This window comes from Devosia sp. 63-57, from assembly GCF_001899045.1.
Taxonomy (GTDB): domain Bacteria; phylum Pseudomonadota; class Alphaproteobacteria; order Rhizobiales; family Devosiaceae; genus Devosia; species Devosia equisanguinis.
Genome location: NZ_MKUY01000005.1, coordinates 113,478 through 128,136, shown reverse-complemented (window position 1 = coordinate 128,136; position 14,659 = coordinate 113,478). Strand labels below are relative to the sequence as shown.

The window sequence follows — 14,659 nt, the reverse complement described above, 5'->3', positions numbered from 1 at the left end:
GAGAAAATAGGGGCGTAAGGCATGGAACAGGGAGAATACTCCCTCAGCGAGCGGGAATTCGCGCGGATCAAGGCGCGGGTCTATGCCGTCGCCGGCATTTCGCTCAGTGATGCCAAGCGCACCCTGGTGGTCTCGCGACTGTCCAAGATCGTGCGGGCCCTGCGCCTGCCGGGTTTCGACGCCTATGTCGATTATCTCGAACGCGGTGGTACGGCGCAGGACAGCCAGGATTTCGTCAATGCGCTGACCACCAATCTCACGCGCTTCTATCGCGAAGACCACCATTTCGAGCATTTGCGCAGCTATGTCGGCACGCTGGTGGCGTCCAAGCCGCGCGGCACGCGCCTGCGCATCTGGTCGGCGGGCTGCTCGACCGGCCAGGAGCCCTATACGATCGGCATGGACCTGCTGGCGGCCCATCCCGAGCTCAAGCGCTGGGATTTCAAGATCCTGGCCACCGATATCGACACCAATGTCATCGCCAAGGCGGCAGGCGGTGTCTATCCGGATACCGAGCTTGCGGGGCTCACCCCCGAGCGTCTGCGCCTGTTCGAGCGGCAAAGCGATGGCAGTGCCCGCATTCCCGCCGCAGTGCGCGAACTGGTGGCGTTCAAGCCGCTCAACCTGATTGGCCAGTGGCCGATGAAGGGGCCGTTCGACGCCATCTTCTGCCGCAACGTCGCCATCTATTTCGACAAGCCGACCCAGGGCGAGGTGTTCGGGCGCTTCGCCAAGATGCTGGCCCCCGAAGGCTTTCTCTATATCGGCCATTCGGAAAACCTGGGCAGTGGCGGGGACGGGTTCCGGCTGGTCGGCAAGACCATCTATCAGTCGCGTGACAAACTGAACAAACGAGCAGCAGCATGAGCATCAAGGTCCTGGTCGTCGACGATTCGGCGCTTATTCGCGAGGTGCTCACCCGCATGCTGTCGCGCGACGGCGATATCGATGTGGTGGGGACCGCCACCGATCCCATCGATGCGCGCGAAAAGATCAAGCAGCTCAACCCCGATGTGGTGACGCTCGATATCGAAATGCCCAATATGAACGGGCTGGCCTTTCTCGAAAAACTCATGCGCCTGCGGCCCACCCCGGTGGTGATGGTGTCGACCCTTACCAAGAAGGGGGCCAGCGAAACCCTGCTGGCGCTGGAACTTGGGGCCGTGGATTTCGTCGCCAAGCCGAGCGCCGAATTTGCCGGCGGGATCGATGCTTTCGGTGCGGGTCTCCGCGACAAGATCCGCGCCGCCGCCAAATCGGATGTGCGCGGCCAGGCCGGCCGCGTGGATACGCCCAAGGTGGCGATCCGCACCGCGGCCGCTCCGGACGGCGCGCTCATCGCCATCGGTGCCTCGACCGGCGGGGTGGAAGCCATCCGCACCGTGCTGACCAATATGCCCGCAGATTGCCCGCCCATTGTCATTGCCCAGCACATGCCGGCCGGCTTCACGGGGCGTTTTGCGGCGCGGCTCGACGAACTCTGTGCCCTCAAGGTTGCCGAAGCCGAGGACCGCATGCCGCTTCTGCCCGGCCACGCCTATGTGGCACCCGGCGATTTCCACCTGCGCGTCGAGCGCTCCTCGGGCCAGCTCAAGTGCCGGCTGGGTCAGGATGGGCTCGAAAGCGGACATCGCCCCAGCGTCGATGTGTTGTTCACCTCGGTGGCCAAGACCGTGGGGGCCATGGCCGTTGGGGCCATCCTCACGGGCATGGGCCGCGATGGGGCTCGTGGCCTCAAGCTGATGCGCGAGGCAGGGGCCTATACTGTGGGCCAGAGCCAGGCCTCGGCCCTGGTCTATGGCATGCCGCGCGTCGCCTTCGAAGAGGGTGCGGTGGTCGAGCAGGCGCCGATCGATCAGATCGCCGGACGGCTCGCCAATGCCTTGAACAAGCTGCGGCCGGCGGCCTGAAAAGAATGTGAACGAGGCGATTGAGAGATTTGTAACTCTTGCCGCCTAAGTTCTCAGCAAGTAGGAGGCTTTGGCCTTCGGCGTGTAGAAGGTATAGAGTTCATGCCAAAAGCAAGCGCGGTCAGCGTCCTGATCGTTGACGACCAGCAGTCGATGCGCGGTATTGCCAAGTACATTCTCACCCAGCTGGGTTTTAAGGACATTATCGAGGCCAAGTCCGGCCGCGATGCTTTGGGCAAGCTCGAAAAGTCCAATGTCGACCTGATCATTTCCGACTGGAACATGGACGATATCGACGGGCTGACCCTGCTCAAGGTGATCCGCAAGCATCCGCGCACGCAGACCATGCCCTTCATCATGGCCACAGGCCGCTCCGATAAGGAACAGGTCAAGGAAGCCATTTCCTGCGGCGTCAACAATTACATCATCAAGCCGTTCGATGCGATGACTATGAAGAAGCGTATCGAGGCGGTGATCGGCGCGCTGACCTAAGCGCGGCGCAAGCGCACCGGCAAAGCCCAATTCAACGCTTCCGCCCCGGCGGGAGCGTTTTGTTTTTGGCCCCGTTCGGTCATTCGTGATCGCGGTGCCGGGCATCGTCAACGAGTGATTAATCCCCCATCTGTATCGTTTGCACAAATCGCGCGCCGCCTTGTCGGCGCCCGGCACAGTCCGAGCAGGAGCGGACCGGGCCGGCAGGATGGTCGGGGGACAATTCATCATGAAATTCATGCCGCGCTTCAGCATCGCGCAAAAACTGCCACTCGCCCTGTTGGGCTCGGCTCTTCTGGTCAGTGCCGGCGTCGGCATGGCCAGTTACATGGTCGGCTCGAGCACGGTGGAGAACCTGTCGCAGCGCCAGTTGCAGACCGTTTCGAGCCAATTATCGGCCAAGATCACCTCCTATTTCGAGGATGTGTCCAAGGACCTGCAGATCACCTCGACCTCCGAATCCACCCAGGTGGCGATGCGCGATCTGGGCATCAACTGGACGCTGTTCTCCAGCGCCAAGCCGCCGGTCGATCCGATGGTGGCGGTGCAGACCGCCTATATCGCCAACAATCCCGATCAGGAAAACCGCGAGCTGCTCGATATCAATCCCGATATCAAGCGCACCAATTACGACTTCATCCACCAGCGCATCCATCCGCCCTTCCGTCGGCAGGCGCAGGTGCGCGGCTATGCCGATCTGATGATGCTCGATGCGGCTGGCAACCTCATCTATTCGGTCAAGAAGCGCGACGACCTCGCCACCAATTTCGGTCCCGACGGAGCCGGCGCCGCCACCGGCCTGGGCCGGGTCTTTGCTGCAGCCATGGCGCTGCCCGAACCGGGCCAGGTCGCCTTCGAGGACTTTTCGGCCTATCCCGCCGCCGGGCAGAGCCCGCAGAGCTTCATGGCGTCGCCGATCTATGATGCGCGCAATCGGTTGATCGGGGTCCTGGCGGTCGCCCTGTCCACCGCGCCGATCAATGCCATTACCAGCCAGCGCGAAGGGCTGGGTGAAACCGGCGAGGCCTTCCTCGTCGGCGCCGACCAGACCATGCGTTCGGACTCGCCCTTTTCCGAGATCGACGACGCGCTGGTGACGCCCTTTGCCAATCCGGTGGTGGATCAGGCCCTGGCGGGCGAACCGGCTGCCGGGACCTCCAGCGATTATCGCGGCCTCGACATGATTCTCACTGCCCAGCCCGCCGGATTTGCCGGTACGAAATGGGCCGTGGTTTCGGCCATCGGTGCCAATGAGGCGGCGGCGCCGGTCACGGCCATGCGCAACATGATCTTCGCCATTGGCGGGGCGCTGCTGGCCATTGCCCTCGTCGCCGGTTACTTCTTCGCCCGCTCGGTCAGCCGTCCGATCAGCCGCCTCACCCATACCATGGCCAGCATGGCCGATGGCGACCTGTCGGTGCGGGTCGATGGCGGCCAGCGCCATGACGAAATCGGCGCCATGGCCCGGGCGGTCGAGGTGTTCCGCGAGAACGGGCTCAAGGTCAATGAAATGACCGAGGCCGAAGCGGCGCGCATCGTGCGCAGCCAGGCCGAACGCGCCGCCATGATGCAGGAATTGCAGCGCGCCTTCGGCCGCGTGGTCGATGCCGCCATCGCAGGCGACTTCACCCAGCGCGTCACCGCCGAATTCCCCGATGACGAGCTCAACGCCCTGGCCCGCTCGGTCAATGCGCTGGTGGCCAATGTCGATCGCGGTCTGGACGAAACCGGCGCCGTGCTGGCCGCGCTGGCCCATACCGATCTCACCCAGCGCATGACCGGCGATTATGAGGGGGCCTTTGCCCGCCTCAAGACCGATACCAATGCGGTCGCCGACAAGCTCACCGATATTGTCGGCCAGCTCAAGCAGACCTCCCGCACGCTCAAGACCGCCACCGGCGAAATTCTCTCGGGCGCCAATGACCTGTCCGAACGCACCACCAAGCAGGCCGCGACCATCGAGGAAACCTCGGCCAGCATGGAGCAGCTCGCCTCCACGGTTCTGGGCAATGCCGAACGGGCCCGCGAAGCCAGCAGCGTCGCCAGCGGCGTCACCCGCACCGCCGAGGAGGGGGGCGCCGTGATGCACAAGGCCACCGAGGCCATGGAGCGCATTTCCACCTCCTCGGGCAAGATTTCCAACATTATCGGGCTGATCGACGATATCGCCTTCCAGACCAATCTCCTGGCGCTGAACGCCTCGGTGGAGGCGGCGCGCGCCGGCGAAGCCGGCAAGGGCTTTGCCGTGGTCGCGGTGGAAGTGCGGCGCCTGGCGCAGAGCGCGGCGGGGGCTTCGTCGGAGGTCAAGGCGCTGATCGAGCAGAGCGCCAACGAGGTCAGGGGCGGCAGCCGCTTCGTCTCGGAGGCCGCCGCCAAGCTTGAGGCCATGCTGTCGGCGGCCCGCGCCTCCAGCGAATTGATGAACGGCATTGCCCAGCAGAGCCGCGAGCAGGCCGCCTCGATCGACGAGGTCAACACCGCCGTCCGCACCATGGACGAGATGACCCAGCACAATGCCGCGCTGGTCGAGCAAATGAACGCCTCGATCGAGCAGACCGAGGCCCAGGCCACCCAGCTCGACCGCATCGTCGACAATTTCACCACCGAGTCGAGGCCAGGCCAGGCCCAGGATCGCGCACCACAACAACCCGTAGCCGCCCGCTTCGCCGATGGCGCAAGGGGCCTGCAACAAAAGCTCAAAACTGTCGCCAAATCCTATCTGAGCAACGGCAATGCCGCCGTCGACAAGGACTGGGGCGAGTTCTAGGTTTTTGTAACTTGGCGGGGAGAGCCCTGCGCTGAGGTGCTTCCACTATTGGCCAAACGCTCCCCACTGGCACCCCGCACCATGCCGCCCTCGGGCTTGACCCGAGGGCCAGTTGCGGAGCCACAGGCCCCTTGAACCCTAGACGGCGGTGAGGGGCGCTCGGGGTCCGAGCGCAGACCAACGGGGCACTCAAAACACGCCCGGCAATCACCCCTTGCGCCGCTTGGCCTTTTTCGCCGCAGCCTTGGCGCGGTTTTCCGCCACGCGCGCCTCGACGATCCTGGTGATCAACGCATCCGGTGGCAGTGCGTCGGGCGGGAATTGCAGCGTGCCCTTTGAGGTGCGCCAGGGAGCGATGTCTGCTTCCATGCCAAGGAACACGGCATTGCCCATCGGAAACAGCGAGCAGTGCTTCTTGAAGGCGCAATAGGCGACCAGTGCCCCATCGAGAGCGATGCCGGGCATGGCATAGGTGATGACTTCCTCGGCCTGTGGCGCCGCAGTGCGGATCACGGCGCGCAGATGGCTCAGCGCCGCGCGGAAGGGTGGCTCCAGCCCGTCAAGATAGGCATCGATGCGGACCGTGGCATCGGTCTCTTCGCTCATCCTCTCCTCCTTCTGTGCCCCGTCACTTTATTGTTCAGTTGCGCGCGCAAAAGGGAAGGCCTATCTCGGAGACGGTATTGAACGGGGTGTGAAATGGCCGGTCCAGCACAGCGCAGGCAGTCGGTTGGCGTCAATGTCGGTGGCGTCATGGTGGGCGGCGGCGCGCCGGTCGTGGTGCAATCCATGACCAATACGGACACTGCCGATATCGATGCGACCGTAAAACAGGTCATGCAGCTGGCCCGCGCCGGCTCGGAAATCGTGCGCATTACCGTCGATCGCGACGAGAGCGCCGCGGCCGTGCCCATCATCCGCGATCGCCTGGCCTTTATGGGCTATGACGTGCCGCTGGTGGGTGACTTCCACTATATCGGCCACAAGCTGCTGACCGACCATCCGGCCTGCGCCGAGGCTCTGGCCAAGTACCGCATCAATCCGGGCAATGTGGGGTTCAAGGCCAAGCGCGACACGCAATTCGCGACGCTGATCGAGATTGCCAACCGCTATGACAAGCCGGTGCGCATCGGGGTCAATTGGGGCTCGCTGGATGAAGAACTGCTCACCCGGCTGATGGACGAGAATGCCGTCTCGGCCAATCCGATTTCGGCCGCCGCCGTGCAGCGCGAAGCGATCATCCAGTCGGCGCTGCTCTCGGCCGCTCGTGCAGAAGAGCTGGGCATGCGCCGCGACCAGATCCTGCTCTCGACCAAGGTTTCCGATGTCCAGCACCTGATCGCGGTCTATCAGGACCTCGCGGCCCGCTGCGACTATGCGCTCCATCTTGGTCTCACCGAAGCCGGCATGGGGTCCAAGGGCATCGTCGCTTCATCAGCCGCGCTGGGCATCCTCTTGCAGCAGGGCATTGGCGACACCATCCGCATTTCGCTCACGCCAGAGCCGGGCGGGGATCGCACCACCGAGGTCAAGGTGGCGCAGGAATTGCTGCAGACCATGGGCTTTCGGCAGTTCCTGCCGGTTGTCGCCGCCTGCCCGGGCTGCGGCCGCACCACCTCGACGACGTTCCAGACCCTGGCCAAGGATATCCAGGATCACCTCAACACCTCGATGCCGGAATGGCGCGAGCGCTATCCGGGCGTCGAGACGCTGTCGGTGGCGGTGATGGGCTGCATCGTTAATGGGCCGGGCGAGAGCAAGCATGCCAATATCGGCATTTCGCTGCCCGGAACCGGGGAAACCCCGGCCGCGCCGGTGTTTGTCGATGGCGAGAAGGTGGCCACGCTGCGCGGGGCAGACGTGGCCGACCAGTTCAAGGTGATGGTGGCCGACTATATCGAAAAGAAGTTCGGCACTGGCCGGCAGGACGCCGCCGAATGATGAACGAACGCAATCAGAGGCGCCTGTTCTGGCTGGCCATGCTGTTGCTCGTGCTGGGCGGGCTCAAGTTCACCGGCCATCTGGGGTGAACGTGGCGCCATGACCGATGCCAGCAAGCTCGCCGCCGTTCGCCTCGTTCACACCATCATCTATGTGGCGATGGCGCTTTCCACCTTCGCGCTCGTCTATGCCGGACTGAGCGGGAACATGGGCCCATGGCTCATGGTGCCCCTGACCTTGCTGGCCATAGAAGTCGTGGTTTTTGTCGGCAATGGCTTCAAGTGCCCGCTGACGGCGCTGGCCGTGCGCTACGGCGCCGTCAGGGGCTATGCCTTCGACACTTATTTTCCCGAAAGCGTGATGCGGCACACATTCTGGTTCTTCACCAGCCTCATGGTGCTGGGGCTGGTGCTGCTCGGCCTGCGCTGGGCCGGCCTTATCGGCGGATAGAGCCCGCCCCCGTCACTGCGCTATTCGGCGTCGTGCGCCATCACCATGATGGGCAGTTCGCCGCCGATCTCAACAGTTTTGGCCTGCTTGTCGAAGACGCAGATAATGGCGCCCTCGCCGCCGCTCGGAAAGGCGCCGGAGACCAGAGCCAGCCCATAGCTCTCGCTGCCGAAAGGATCGACCGTCGCCGTGGGTTCGGTGAAGACGCCTTTAGTGGCCGTGAGGCAGGCATCCTCCACCTCTTTGGCGAATTCGGCCCAGGCGTCGTCCGACGCTGCGGTGGCGACGGAAACGCCGCCGAGGGTGATGGCAAGGATGGCGAGGGGTTTCAGCATGATGTGGTCCTGGTTGCGCAGAAAGCTATGCTGACCGCACAATCAGGCATTTTCTTGCCATTCGGGCAGCGGAAACACCCGATCATAGGCCCAGTTGAAGACGAAGGCATAGGCCATATAGAAAACCGCCAGCGCGATATCCATGACCAGCGCCTGCCAGATCGAAATCTGCAGATACCAGGCGATGGCCGGCAGCATGATGGCGAGCAGGCCCAACTCGAAGAACACCGCATGGGCGACGCGAATGGGCGTGGTCTTTTCGGTGGTGCCGCGCACCCGCACCATCAGATGGTCGAAGCCGAGATTGTAGACATAGTTCCAGATCATGGCGACGGTGGCGCTGGCCACGACGATGACGGCGCTGTCTTCACCGGGCAGGTGGAAGGCGAAGGCGGCCAAGGGGGTCGCCAGAATAATGCCGATGACTTCGAAGGAAATGGCGTGGCGGATACGGTCGGCGGTGGTGCGCATGGCGCTCTCCAAAACTGCCGGGCCGTCCCGAAACGATACCCATGACGGGGGAGGTCGTCCTCACGCGGGGAGATATAGGACAGGGCGGCTAAGGCGGCAAGATCGCCGGGGCATATCCGATATTCCAGGGGCGCAGGGCAAAGATACCCGCTCGCACCAAAGCGGCGGAGCCCATGTCAGGCACGTCATACGCGCCAATCTGCTCGATCCGGTCGCGTGGCAGGTCGCGGCGAAAGGGATCGCCGATAAGAACAGTGGCGCCGCGGGCGGCATGGGCGGCAAGGGTCGGCAGCGTGCGCGCGGCGACATCGGCGTCATAAAAGACGTCGCCGGCAAGGACGATCTGCGCATCCGCATCTGCGGTCGCCGAGGTGATGCTCACGCCATTGGCCTCGGTATTGAGCGCCAGTGCTGTCTGCCCCAAAGGATCGGGCTCGAAGGCCAGCACCTCGGTCGCGCCGGCCTTGGCGGCCGCGATGCCAACGAGGCCTGAGCCCGCCCCGAAATCCAGCACCGAGCGGCCGTCCACGATCTCCTGATGGTCGCGGAGATACAGCGCCAGGGCGGCCCCACCTGCCCAGGCATAGGCCCAAAAAGGCGGGTCATCGGTGCGGCCCTGGCTGGCCAGAAAACCGATCAGGCCTGACTTCGGCGTGGGTTGATGCAGCGCGATATCGGGACGGAAGGAGAGCGGCACCAGAGGCAGGCGCGTGCGGATAAAGTCTGCTGGCGAGGGGCCTATTCCGGCAGCTGGCACGCATCCACCCACTTCTTGCCGCACAATTCGGCCAGCCGCTCGACCGAAAGTTTGACCGAGGCATGGGTGTCGCCGCCGGCCGGCAGCACCTGGTCGTAGATCCTGAGCGAGACGTCGAGATAGATCGGCAGCGGCGCCGGCAGGCCGAAGGGGCACACCCCGCCCACCTCGTGGCTGGTCAGCCGCAGCACATCCTCGGCGCCCAGCATGCGCGGGCGGCCGCCAAAGGCGGACTTGGATTTGGCATTGTCGAGCCGCGCATCGCCGCGCGTCACCAGCAGGAATTCTTCGTCGCGCACGCGGATGCAGAGCGTCTTGGCGATCTGGCCCGGCTCGACCCCATGCACTTCGGCCGCCAGCTGCACGGTGGCTGTCGATGCCTCGGTGACGATGACCGAGAGGTCGGGGGCGCGGGCGGCGAGATCGGCTTGGACGGAAGAAAGGCTCATTGGGATAGCTCTAAAACTCTGATGGACGTCATTGCCCGGCTTGACCGGGCAAGCCAGCGTCCTGGGCATGGACCACAAGGTCAAGCCGGGTGGCGACGATCGTTGGGGCTTGGCTCAAAACAAGCTCGCCAGCCGGTTTTCGTATTTGAACCGCGTCTTGTCGCGGATCGGGGTGGTGAGTGCCCGGCTCATGAAATCGCGCGGGATATCGGCCACGCCATCAAAGCCCATGAGCTCGGCCACCGAAATGCGCTCGCCGGCAAAGGGCATTGCGATCACCGCCATGCCCGCCGCGACGCTGCCAGGCTGGAGCACGCGGCAATAGGCGCCGGGCCGCCGGGCCTTGTGGAAGCGTTTCAGCCAGCGCGGATCGCCCATCTTGGCGGAAAAGGTCATGCAGGGCGTGCGGTGATAACTCACTTCCAGCACGCAATCGCCGATGGCGAAGCGGTCGCCAATGCAGGCCGAGGCGCTGTCCGGTCCTTCAATGGTGACGTTTTCGCCGAAGAGGCCGGGAAAGGTCTTGACCCCTTGGTCGGCCCAAAAGCCGTAGTCATCCTGGAAATAGACATATATGGCCTGGTCCACGCCGCCATGGTGGCGCCGGTCGGCAATGACATCGCCAGGAATGCCGTCGCGGGTGATGGCGACCGGGCCGGATACGGGCTCCTTATAGATGCCCGTGAGCGTGCCGGTGCCGGGGATGTTGCGCGGCGCGCCGACATTGACGCTGAGGAGACTGGCCATGCTCATTTCTCCCGGCTGGCGAAATAGCGTGCGGTGGCGCGCAGCCCATCGGCCCGCGGGCCAAAGGTGCGCAGCGCCGAAACGGCTTCGCTAACAGTGCGGTCCAGCATTTCCCTGGCGCCCTCGAGCCCGAGCCGGGCGACCACGGTCTGCTTGCCCGCCTCGGCATCCTTGCCGGTGGCCTTGCCCATGGTTTCGGGAGTTGCCGTCACGTCCAATATGTCGTCGGCAAGCTGGAAGGCACGGCCGGCGGCCTCGGCATAGGCGGTGAGCGCGGAAAGGGCGCGGGCATCCGCACCGCCCAGCAGCGCGCCCATGCGCACCGAGGCGCGGATCAGGGCGCCGGTTTTCATCGCCTGCATGACGGCGATCTCGGCCTCGGTAAAACCGCCCTTTTCCCCCTCGATATCGCGCATCTGCCCGCCCACCATGCCGCCGGTGCCAGACCCGGCCGCCAGTTCGGCCACCAGCCGAATGCGCACTTCGGCATCGGGGTGGGTTCCGGGATTGGCGAGCAGCGCAAAGGCCTCGGTGAGCAATGCGTCGCCGGCAAGGATCGCGGTGGCCTCGTCGAAGGCCTTGTGCACGGTCGGTCGGCCGCGTCGCAGATCGTCATCGTCCATGGCCGGCAGGTCGTCATGGATCAGCGAATAGCAATGGATCATTTCCACGGCGAGCCCTGCGGGCAGGGCCTGTTCACGCGGCACTGAGAAAATGGCGGCCGCTTGCCGCACCAGCAGCGGCCGCAGGCGCTTGCCACCTTCGAGGCTGCCATGGCGCATCGCCGCAATGACGCGGTCGGCAGCCGGGCCGGGGCCGGACAGGCGCGCGCCGGTCAGGTATTCGGACAGCCCGGCCTCCACGGCGCGGGCGCAATCGGCACTGTCGGCAGCAAAGTCATACATGGAGGTGTTGCTAGCCCTTTGCCGCAGGGGCGGCAAGGGGTGAGGGCTTGCATCCGCTTCGCGAGCCGGTCATGAACACCCATGGCTCGCCGCATTCGTAAATTCTGGCGCTTCCTGCGCATTCCCCTCGGCATTCTGGCTGTGCTGGTGGCCATTCCGCTGCTGCTGACCCCGCTTTACCTGGTGGTGCAGCCGGTCTCGGTGCCCATGCTGGAGCGCTATGTCACCGGGCGGCCGGTGGTGCGCGTTTGGCGCGATATCGACGACATTTCCGACCGGCTGAAGGCCGCCATCATCCTGTCCGAAGATGGCCAGTTCTGCCGCCATTGGGGCATCGATCTCGGCGCCTTGCGCGATGAGGTCGACAATTACCTCGCCGGCCGGGAAACGCGCGGCGCCTCGACCATCACCATGCAGGTGGCGCGCAATCTCTTCCTCTGGAACCGGCAGAGCGCTTTGCGCAAGGCGCTGGAAGTGCCGCTGGCCGCCTATATCGACCTGGTCATGCCCAAGAAGCGGATCATGGAGATCTATCTCAACATCGCCGAATGGGGCCCTTCGGGGCAGTTCGGCGTCGCCGCCGGTTCCGAACATGCCTTCGGGCGGGAGCCGCAGAACCTGGACTGGCAGACGGCGAGCCTTCTCGCCGTGACCCTGCCCAATCCCCTGGTTCGCAATCCCGCCCGGCCCAATGCCGGCCTCAGCCGCGTTGCTTCCATCGTCGAGGAGCGTACGCGCCAATATGGCGACCGCGCCGCCTGCGTCGGCAAGGATGGACGGCTGGCCTTGTGAGCTTGAAGGTCGATGGATGCTTTTGTATATATTCCTTCGAAGGAGAGTATATATGGCTTTCTATGTTCGGGATGAAGCGACGGATGACGCGGTGCGCAAGCTGGCGCGGTTGACCGGCCAGAGCCTGACCGTGACTGTCCGGCATGCGGTGGAAGCCGAATATGCTCGGCGTAAGCAGGCGGTTCCGCTCATGGAGCGGCTGAAACCGCTGGTTGACCGCTATCAGGCCTTTCCGGCATCTGGTCAGCAGGCCGACAAGGTTTTCTTCGACGCGCTTTCGGGCGATGAGTGATGTTTGTCGATGCCTCGGCGATTATATCTATTCTCAGCGGCGAAGAGGATGCACCGTCTCTGGCTCGCGCGCTTGAGCAGGCTCCCAAAATCCTGATTTCGCCGATGGCGATCTATGAGGCCGTTGCGGGTCTGGCGCGAAAGCGGGCGTGCCCGATAGAGGAGGCGCAGGCGCTGGTCGATCTCTTTGTGGCCGAGACAGATGCCCAAATGGCCGAGATCACTGAAAATGTGGGTCGTCTGGCGGTCGAGGCTTTTGCGCGTTTCGGCAAGGGGCGCCACCGTGCAGACCTCAATATGGGCGATTGCTTTGCCTATGCCTGCGCACGTGCCAACCATGTGCCGCTATTGTTCAAAGGCAATGACTTCATCCACACCGATATCGAGCAGGCCATGCACTAGCGCCCGCCATTCGCGCTCGGCTCTCATCGCCTTCTCGCCCAAATTCGCTCCGCTAGAGCGAATTTGCCGTCGGCACGACGCGAAGCCCCTAGCCAAGCCTCGCGTCTTCCTCTATAGAGCCCCCCAATCCCATCAGAGATACGTCTCTGGGCCGCTTTCGGCGGCGCAACGATATTGAATTCGGAGTACCGACCATGGCAGTGCCAAAACGCAAGACTTCGCCGATGAAGCGCGGTTTCCGCCGCTCGCACGACGCGATTGCCAACCCCACCTATGTCGAAGACAAGGATTCGGGTGAGCTGCGCCGTCCGCACCACGTCGATCTCAAGACCGGCATGTATCGCGGTCGCCAGATCCTGGCTGCGAAGAACTAAGCCGAAAGGCTGTTTGGCGCAGATGCGCTTTATCTGATATTCGAGCGGCCGGCCCCCACAAGGGTCGGCCGTTTTCTTTTTCGCCGCCAACAGAAGCGGCCCAAATGGAGCAAGAGGCATATGAGCACGCGCGTCGAATCGGACACCATGGGCACGATCGAGGTCCCGACCGATAAGTATTACGGCGCGCAGACCGCTCGCAGCCTCATGAATTTCGATATCGGCGGGGAGAAGATGCCCGTCGAGATCATCCGCGCCTTCGGCATTCTCAAGAAGGCGGCGGCGCTGGCCAATTTCAAGCTCGGCCTGATGGACGAAAAGACCCGTGATCTCGTGGTCGCTGCCGCCGACGAGGTGATTGCGGGCAAGCTTGCCGACCACTTCCCGCTTGTCGTCTGGCAGACCGGTTCGGGCACCCAGTCCAACATGAATGTCAACGAGGTCATTTCCAACCGCGCCATCGAGATGGCCGGCGGCACCATGGGTTCCAAGAAGCCCGTGCACCCCAATGACCACGTCAATATGAGCCAGAGCTCGAACGACACCTATCCCACCGCTATGCATATTGCGGCGGTCGAGGCCGTCGAAAACTATCTCTATGAGCGCGTCCAGTTCCTGCGCGATACGCTCAATGCCAAGGCCGAAGCCTATATGGACGTGGTCAAGATCGGCCGCACCCATTTGCAGGACGCAACGCCCCTGACCCTGGGCCAGGAAATCTCCGGCTGGGTGGCGCAGATCGACTATGCCATGGCCGCCATCAAGGCCAGCATGCCCCAGCTCAAGGAACTGGCGCTGGGCGGCACAGCCGTCGGCACTGGGCTCAATGCCCATCCCGACTATGCCGTCACCGTCGCCAAGGAAATCGCCGACCTCACCGGCCATGACTTCGTCACCGGGCCGAACAAGTTCGCGCTGCTCGCCGGGCACGACGCCTTTGTCGGCACTTCGGGGGCGCTGAAGCAGTTGGCTGTCGCCTTCATGAAGATCGCCAATGACGTGCGCTGGCTCGCCTCCGGCCCACGCTCGGGCCTGGGTGAAATCACCATTCCCGAAAACGAGCCCGGCTCCTCGATCATGCCGGGCAAGGTCAATCCGACCCAGTCCGAGGCCATGACCATGGTCGTGGCGCAGGTCATGGGCAATGACGCCGCGATTGGTTTTGCAGCCTCGCAGGGCAATTTCGAGCTCAACGTCTTCAAGCCGGTCATCGCCTATAATTTCCTGCAATCGGTGCGCCTGCTGGCAGACGCCGCCAAGAGCTTTAACGACAATTGCGCCATTGGCATCGAGCCGGATCGCAAGCGCATCAAGCAGTTGGTGGACCAGTCGTTGATGCTGGTGACCGCACTCAACCGCAAGATCGGCTATGACAACGCCGCCAAGATCGCCAAAACCGCGCACAAGAATGGCGGCACGCTGCGCGATACGGCGATCGAACTGGGCCTGCTCACCGGCGAAGAATTCGACGCCGAAGTAAGGCCCGAACAGATGGTCGGCCCGCTCAAGCTGAAGAAGTAAACTGGTTCAGCGATCCAAAAAGAATGCCGCCCCCACCGGGCGGCATTTTGCTTTC

Annotated in this window: 18 protein-coding genes; 11 read left to right on the top strand and 7 right to left on the bottom strand. The window is 63.7% G+C overall.

Features of this window, described 5'->3' with window-relative positions:
- The first annotated feature begins 21 nt into the window (after positions 1–21).
- From BGO80_RS08865 to BGO80_RS08850, 4 genes are all read left to right on the top strand, one after another.
- Positions 22–867: a CheR family methyltransferase gene (locus BGO80_RS08865; protein WP_126149322.1), complete on the top strand. Its 846-nt coding sequence runs from the start codon at positions 22–24 to the stop codon at positions 865–867.
- A complete protein-coding gene (locus tag BGO80_RS08860) occupies positions 864–1,910 on the top strand; it encodes a protein-glutamate methylesterase/protein-glutamine glutaminase (RefSeq protein WP_286720955.1) in 1,047 nt (348 codons plus the stop codon). Before BGO80_RS08865 ends, BGO80_RS08860 begins: the two co-directional genes overlap by 4 nt.
- 102 nt (positions 1,911–2,012) lie before the next feature.
- Positions 2,013–2,402 (top strand): response regulator, encoded by a 390-nt coding sequence (locus BGO80_RS08855; RefSeq protein WP_126149324.1) that lies wholly within the window; start codon positions 2,013–2,015, stop codon positions 2,400–2,402.
- A 229-nt stretch (positions 2,403–2,631) separates the two neighbouring features.
- Positions 2,632–5,169 (top strand): methyl-accepting chemotaxis protein, encoded by a 2,538-nt coding sequence (locus BGO80_RS08850; protein ID WP_286720952.1) that lies wholly within the window; start codon positions 2,632–2,634, stop codon positions 5,167–5,169.
- Between the two features lie 207 nt (positions 5,170–5,376).
- Here BGO80_RS08850 and BGO80_RS08845 read toward each other — a convergent pair whose 3' ends face one another.
- Complete coding sequence (locus tag BGO80_RS08845) at positions 5,377–5,775, bottom strand: iron chaperone (RefSeq protein ID WP_286720950.1); 399 nt, start codon at positions 5,773–5,775, stop codon at positions 5,377–5,379.
- 93 nt (positions 5,776–5,868) lie between these two features.
- Here BGO80_RS08845 and ispG point away from each other — a divergent pair, with 93 nt between their 5' ends.
- Positions 5,869–7,110, top strand: coding sequence for a flavodoxin-dependent (E)-4-hydroxy-3-methylbut-2-enyl-diphosphate synthase (ispG, locus tag BGO80_RS08840; RefSeq protein ID WP_126150432.1), 1,242 nt, complete (start codon positions 5,869–5,871; stop codon positions 7,108–7,110).
- A 99-nt stretch (positions 7,111–7,209) separates the two neighbouring features.
- Complete coding sequence (locus tag BGO80_RS08835; protein WP_286720947.1) at positions 7,210–7,560, top strand: hypothetical protein; 351 nt, start codon at positions 7,210–7,212, stop codon at positions 7,558–7,560.
- 20 nt (positions 7,561–7,580) lie between these two features.
- Here the strand turns inward: BGO80_RS08835 and BGO80_RS08830 are convergent, their stop codons facing one another.
- From BGO80_RS08830 to BGO80_RS08805, 6 genes are all read right to left on the bottom strand, one after another.
- Positions 7,581–7,895: a hypothetical protein gene (locus BGO80_RS08830; protein ID WP_286720945.1), complete on the bottom strand. Its 315-nt coding sequence runs from the start codon at positions 7,893–7,895 to the stop codon at positions 7,581–7,583.
- Between the two features lie 42 nt (positions 7,896–7,937).
- Positions 7,938–8,366 (bottom strand): PACE efflux transporter, encoded by a 429-nt coding sequence (locus tag BGO80_RS08825; protein ID WP_286720943.1) that lies wholly within the window; start codon positions 8,364–8,366, stop codon positions 7,938–7,940.
- 88 nt (positions 8,367–8,454) lie between these two features.
- Entirely contained in the window at positions 8,455–9,123 is a 669-nt protein-coding gene (locus BGO80_RS08820; protein WP_286720941.1) for a class I SAM-dependent methyltransferase, read from the bottom strand.
- Positions 9,105–9,572 (bottom strand): YbaK/EbsC family protein, encoded by a 468-nt coding sequence (locus BGO80_RS08815; RefSeq protein WP_286720939.1) that lies wholly within the window; start codon positions 9,570–9,572, stop codon positions 9,105–9,107. Before BGO80_RS08815 ends, BGO80_RS08820 begins: the two co-directional genes overlap by 19 nt.
- Positions 9,573–9,686: 114 nt before the next feature.
- Positions 9,687–10,319: an MOSC domain-containing protein gene (locus BGO80_RS08810; RefSeq protein WP_286720938.1), complete on the bottom strand. Its 633-nt coding sequence runs from the start codon at positions 10,317–10,319 to the stop codon at positions 9,687–9,689.
- 2 nt (positions 10,320–10,321) lie between these two features.
- The gene (locus BGO80_RS08805; protein ID WP_286720936.1) at positions 10,322–11,224 is read right to left on the bottom strand and encodes a polyprenyl synthetase family protein; all 903 of its coding nucleotides are present in this window, start codon (positions 11,222–11,224) and stop codon (positions 10,322–10,324) included.
- A gap of 81 nt (positions 11,225–11,305) precedes the next feature.
- On the opposite strand from BGO80_RS08805, the gene BGO80_RS08800 reads away from it, so the two are divergent.
- From BGO80_RS08800 to fumC, 5 genes are all read left to right on the top strand, one after another.
- Positions 11,306–12,016: a biosynthetic peptidoglycan transglycosylase gene (locus tag BGO80_RS08800; RefSeq protein WP_126150439.1), complete on the top strand. Its 711-nt coding sequence runs from the start codon at positions 11,306–11,308 to the stop codon at positions 12,014–12,016.
- 52 nt (positions 12,017–12,068) lie between these two features.
- On the top strand, positions 12,069–12,308 hold the full coding sequence (locus BGO80_RS08795; protein ID WP_286720933.1) for a type II toxin-antitoxin system VapB family antitoxin: 240 nt from the start codon (positions 12,069–12,071) through the stop codon (positions 12,306–12,308).
- Positions 12,308–12,709, top strand: coding sequence for a type II toxin-antitoxin system VapC family toxin (locus BGO80_RS08790; RefSeq protein ID WP_286720931.1), 402 nt, complete (start codon positions 12,308–12,310; stop codon positions 12,707–12,709). Before BGO80_RS08795 ends, BGO80_RS08790 begins: the two co-directional genes overlap by 1 nt.
- A 194-nt stretch (positions 12,710–12,903) precedes the next feature.
- Positions 12,904–13,083 carry a 50S ribosomal protein L32 gene (gene rpmF / locus BGO80_RS08785; RefSeq protein ID WP_126150442.1) on the top strand — a complete coding sequence of 60 codons (180 nt, stop codon included), beginning with the start codon at positions 12,904–12,906 and terminating at the stop codon, positions 13,081–13,083.
- A 120-nt stretch (positions 13,084–13,203) separates the two neighbouring features.
- A complete protein-coding gene (gene fumC, locus BGO80_RS08780; protein WP_286720928.1) occupies positions 13,204–14,604 on the top strand; it encodes a class II fumarate hydratase in 1,401 nt (466 codons plus the stop codon).
- Positions 14,605–14,659: the final 55 nt, after the last annotated feature.

What these genes read in the sequence shown, in the direction of transcription:
- BGO80_RS08790 (WP_286720931.1), top strand. Translation starts at nt 12,308, where the DNA reads ATGTTTGTCGATGCCTCGGCGATTATATCTATTCTCAGCGGCGAAGAG.
- BGO80_RS08825 (WP_286720943.1), bottom strand. Translation starts at nt 8,366, where the DNA reads ATGCGCACCACCGCCGACCGTATCCGCCACGCCATTTCCTTCGAAGTC.
- BGO80_RS08835 (WP_286720947.1), top strand. Translation starts at nt 7,210, where the DNA reads ATGACCGATGCCAGCAAGCTCGCCGCCGTTCGCCTCGTTCACACCATC.
- BGO80_RS08850 (WP_286720952.1), top strand. Translation starts at nt 2,632, where the DNA reads ATGAAATTCATGCCGCGCTTCAGCATCGCGCAAAAACTGCCACTCGCC.
- BGO80_RS08805 (WP_286720936.1), bottom strand. Translation starts at nt 11,224, where the DNA reads ATGTATGACTTTGCTGCCGACAGTGCCGATTGCGCCCGCGCCGTGGAG.
- BGO80_RS08855 (WP_126149324.1), top strand. Translation starts at nt 2,013, where the DNA reads ATGCCAAAAGCAAGCGCGGTCAGCGTCCTGATCGTTGACGACCAGCAG.
- BGO80_RS08795 (WP_286720933.1), top strand. Translation starts at nt 12,069, where the DNA reads ATGGCTTTCTATGTTCGGGATGAAGCGACGGATGACGCGGTGCGCAAG.
- BGO80_RS08810 (WP_286720938.1), bottom strand. Translation starts at nt 10,319, where the DNA reads ATGGCCAGTCTCCTCAGCGTCAATGTCGGCGCGCCGCGCAACATCCCC.
- BGO80_RS08815 (WP_286720939.1), bottom strand. Translation starts at nt 9,572, where the DNA reads ATGAGCCTTTCTTCCGTCCAAGCCGATCTCGCCGCCCGCGCCCCCGAC.
- BGO80_RS08865 (WP_126149322.1), top strand. Translation starts at nt 22, where the DNA reads ATGGAACAGGGAGAATACTCCCTCAGCGAGCGGGAATTCGCGCGGATC.
- BGO80_RS08860 (WP_286720955.1), top strand. Translation starts at nt 864, where the DNA reads ATGAGCATCAAGGTCCTGGTCGTCGACGATTCGGCGCTTATTCGCGAG.
- BGO80_RS08845 (WP_286720950.1), bottom strand. Translation starts at nt 5,775, where the DNA reads ATGAGCGAAGAGACCGATGCCACGGTCCGCATCGATGCCTATCTTGAC.
- BGO80_RS08830 (WP_286720945.1), bottom strand. Translation starts at nt 7,895, where the DNA reads ATGCTGAAACCCCTCGCCATCCTTGCCATCACCCTCGGCGGCGTTTCC.
- ispG (WP_126150432.1), top strand. Translation starts at nt 5,869, where the DNA reads ATGGCCGGTCCAGCACAGCGCAGGCAGTCGGTTGGCGTCAATGTCGGT.
- BGO80_RS08800 (WP_126150439.1), top strand. Translation starts at nt 11,306, where the DNA reads ATGGCTCGCCGCATTCGTAAATTCTGGCGCTTCCTGCGCATTCCCCTC.
- fumC (WP_286720928.1), top strand. Translation starts at nt 13,204, where the DNA reads ATGAGCACGCGCGTCGAATCGGACACCATGGGCACGATCGAGGTCCCG.
- rpmF (WP_126150442.1), top strand. Translation starts at nt 12,904, where the DNA reads ATGGCAGTGCCAAAACGCAAGACTTCGCCGATGAAGCGCGGTTTCCGC.